Raw genomic sequence first — 3832 nt, 5'->3', positions numbered from 1 at the left:
GACCCCCCGTGCGCATCCCCGCCACGTCATCCCCTGGTGCCGCGCTCCTCGCGGCCTTCGGCTGCGGGCCCCTCGACGCCGCGGGCCGGAACGGCACCACCGTCGTCCCCGTCGGGGCCGGCGCCGGGACGCCCGACGACCCGCGCACCCTGCCGTCGGTCGTGCCGGCCGGTGCGGGCACCGGCCGGATCGGACATCGGACGGCGGACGGAACAGCGAGCGGGACACCGGGCAGCGGGAAGAGGGGCCGGGGCGGGTGCCCCGGCCCCTCTCTCAGGGGTTGGTCGTCAGCCGCGCCGCCTTACAGGGGCGGGTAGGCGTTGGTCATCAGCTGCTGGAACTGGGCGGAGAACCAGTGGCCGGAGATCGGCGCGTTGGCGAGCGCGCCGGACGGGTGGTTGTTGTTGCGGGGGTTGCCCTGGTAGGTCGGGTCGCACATCCGGTCGAAGCCCTTGCCCTCGTCGTTCGGGATGGCGGAGCTCGAACCGTCCGACTCGCCCGGGGGCTTGATCCAGACGTAGGCGTCGATCCCGGAGGCCGGAGCCGCCGTGGGTCGGGCGCCGAGGCCGGCACCGGACTGGTTGCACCAGTTGCCGGTGTTGAGGCGGCCGTCGAGCCTGCTGCCGTCGACGTAGGCGTTCACGTCGGTGCGCGGACCAGGTCCTGACGGCCGGTCGGAGCCACCCCAGCCGTTGCGCGAGGTGTCGATCAGCATGCCGATCCCGGACCGGAACCCGTTGCCGACCAGCTCCTGCCGGAAGCCCTGGGCGAAGGACTGGTTGTCGACGTAGCGGTTCCAGTCCACCCAGCTCGACTGCCGGACCGACGTCCCGTTGACCGAGTCGTTGATCGTGTAGTACGGCTCGGTGGTCGGGCCGTAGTTGGCCGTGTTGACGATGAAGCCGTGCACGTCGTCGACCGTGGCCTGCCCGTGGGTGGCGGTCTGGTAGAAGAGGTCGGCCGACGGGCCGAAGTTGTCGTCCCAGCCGATCCAGCCGTAGTGGCCGGCGTCGATGTAGTTGTAGACGTTCGGGACGGCGCCGAGCTCCGAGAGCGCGTACGAGACGCCCTCGACGTAGTTGCCGTTCGCCAGCATGGTGTCGCACTGCGGCGTGGCGGTGGCACGCGGGCTGATGTTGGTGACGAGGTTCGGCAGCGAGTCGATCTCGATCACCGTGACGATCCGCAGGTCGGCGTAGGCCGGGTCGGCGAGGATGTCGGCGATGACGTCGATGTACTCGGTCTTGTAGCGGTTGATCTCCGTCGGGCCCAGCTCGCCGTTGGAGGCGAGCGCCGCGCAGTCGCGGCCCGGCAGGTTGTAGATCACGACCTGGAACACGAGGTCGTCGCCGCCGGCCTGGTCGACCGCCTCGTCCAGGTGGTCCCGCAGGCCCATGCCGCCGTTGACGCCGTTGATGGCCGCGATCCGGTCCATCCAGACGCCGGTGGGCTGGTTGGCGATCCGGTTGCCGCCCGGCTCGGCGGCCGCGCGGGCCGACCACTCGGGGTTCACGTACACGTCGGCGCCGACGTACGGGTTGTCCACGCGGTCGCCCGGCGTGCCCGGGTCGCCGGGACCGCCCGGGTCGCCGGGGCCACCCGGGTTGCCGTTGCAGGCGATGCCGTTGACGGAGAAGCTGGTCGGGGCCGCGTTGGTGCCCGAGTAGTTGAAGTTGGCGGACGCCGTCACCGAGCTGCCGGCCGCGATGCGGGCGTTCCAGCCGGCGTCGCGGACCGTGACGTTCTGCCCGGACTGCGACCAGGTGCCGTTCCAGCCGGACTGGAGTCGCTGGTTGCCGGAGTAGGCGTAGGCGAGGGTCCAGTTGGTGGTGGCGGTGTCCCCCACGTTGTTGATGGTGACGTTGGCCGTGAAGCCAGAACCCCAGTCATTGGCGGAGTAGTTGACGGAGCAGGCGAAGGCGGCGGCCGACGCCGTCCCCTGCATCAGGCCGCCGGTGCCCAGCGCCGTGGCGGCGAGCACGCCCGCCGTGAACAGGGCGCCGCGTCTGCGACGGGGTGGGGGGTTGGTGCGGCTCATGGAGTTCCTTTCGGTGGTTGCAGGTGTCCGATGCCGCGCGTGTACCAGGTGTCACAGCGACCGGTATGACATCCGTCCGCGGCGTCCGATCCTTTGGAAGCGCTCCCACTCTTTGAAGGGAAGGTAGCGGCCAACTCCCCGGTTCGCCAGAGTTCTGTTCAAGAAATGTGTCGGGCTCATGACCAGAGTCCCCAGCAACAACAAGGAAGTTACCTCCTCCACACCTCGCGGTGTCAAAAGTCTTGACGCGTACCCGTCGCGGTCACATTCTTGGGAGCGCTCCCACTCTTTCCTGAAGTTGAGGCCTTCACAGAGCCACCCACTCGGCTTCGCTCTCGCCTCACCGCGACCACCGGCACCAGGCACCGTCCTCACCCCCCGACGAGCCGCAAGGAGGGACTGCTGTCATGCGGGTTCGCAGACGAGCACCAGCGGGGGCGCCGCCCCCATCCGAGGTCCGACGCCGGCGCGCCGCCCGGCGCGGGCGCCTGGCGGCACTGGTCGCGCTGGCGCTGCCGCTGGCCTTGACGGCCGGCCTCGGCAACACCCCCGACGTCCAGGCCGCGGCCGCCACCTGTAGCGTCGACTACTCGGCCAACGACTGGGGTTCGGGCTTCACGGCCAACGTCACCATCCACAACGAGACGACAGCGGCCATCAACGGCTGGACGCTGTCGTACGCGTACTCCGGCAACCAGCGGCTCCAGCAGGGCTGGAACGGCCGCTGGTCGCAGTCGGGCCAGACGGTGACGGTGACCAACGAGAGCTTCAACGGCACCATCCCGGGCGGCGGTTCGACGTCGGCCGGCGCCAACTTCAGCTACTCGGGCAGCAACAGCGCGCCCACCACCTTCACGCTGAACGGCACGGTGTGCGGCGAGGACCCGGTCGAGCAGGCGGCGGTCGTCGCCACGCCCACCTCGTTGGCCATCCAGCCCGGCCAGTCCTCGACCTTCGGGATCCGGCTGAACACCCAGCCCACCTCGAACGTCACGGTGAGCGTCGCCAGGACCAGCGGCAACACCGGGCTGAGCGTCTCGGGCGCGTCGTCCAGGACGTTCACGCCGGCCAACTGGAACATCACGCAGAACATCACGATCGCCGCCGCGGCCACCGGCAGCGGCTCCGCGGTGTTCACGGCGTCCGCCCCGGGCCACACCCCGGCCACCGTCACCGCGACCCAGCTGGGCCAGGCCGACGGCGAGTACGAGCAGCGGTTCCTCGATCTCTACCGGGAGATCAAGGATCCGGCGAACGGGTACTTCTCCGACGAGGGGATTCCGTACCACTCGGTGGAGACGCTGCTGGTGGAGGCGCCGGACCACGGTCACGAGACCACGTCCGAGGCCTACTCCTACCTGATCTGGCTGGAGGCCCAGTACGGCCGCGTGACCAGCGACTGGGGCCCGTTCAACAACGCCTGGGGAATCATGGAGGAGTGGATGATCCCCGAGGCGAGTGAGCAGCCGACGACCAGTTTCTACAACGCGTCGTCGCCGGCGACGTACGCGCCGGAGTCGACCAACCCGGCGGATTATCCGGCTCGGTTGGATCCCAACATCTCGGTGGGTTCGGACCCGTTGGCGGCGGAGTTGCGGTCGTCGTACGGGACGAGTGACATCTATGGGATGCACTGGATCCAGGACGTGGACGACGTCTACGGCTACGGCGACGTGTGCGGCGGGAACTCGGGCGACCCGACCTTCATCAACACCTTCCAGCGCGGTCCGCAGGAGTCCACCTGGGAGACCGTGCCCCAGCCCTCGTGCGAGGACTTCTCCTACGGCGGGCCCA

2 protein-coding genes are annotated in these 3832 nt (G+C 69.5%); one reads left to right on the top strand and one right to left on the bottom strand.

Going from position 1 to position 3832, the window contains the following annotated elements; translation table 11 throughout:
* Positions 1 to 301: 301 nt before the first annotated feature.
* Positions 302 to 2038 (bottom strand): glycoside hydrolase family 6 protein, encoded by a 1737-nt coding sequence (locus E1283_RS33410; protein ID WP_132821919.1) that lies wholly within the window; start codon positions 2036 to 2038, stop codon positions 302 to 304.
* A 407-nt stretch (positions 2039 to 2445) separates the two neighbouring features.
* Between E1283_RS33410 and E1283_RS33405 the strand changes: the two genes are divergently transcribed.
* A partial coding sequence (locus tag E1283_RS33405) for a glycoside hydrolase family 48 protein (protein ID WP_207930635.1) occupies positions 2446 to 3832 on the top strand: 1387 nt, incomplete at its 3' end.

The organism is Streptomyces hainanensis, from assembly GCF_004348415.1.
Classification (GTDB): Bacteria; Actinomycetota; Actinomycetes; order Streptomycetales; family Streptomycetaceae; genus Streptomyces; species Streptomyces hainanensis.
Note: the sequence above shows the minus strand (reverse complement) of the source record. Positions and strands in the feature narration are given on the sequence as shown.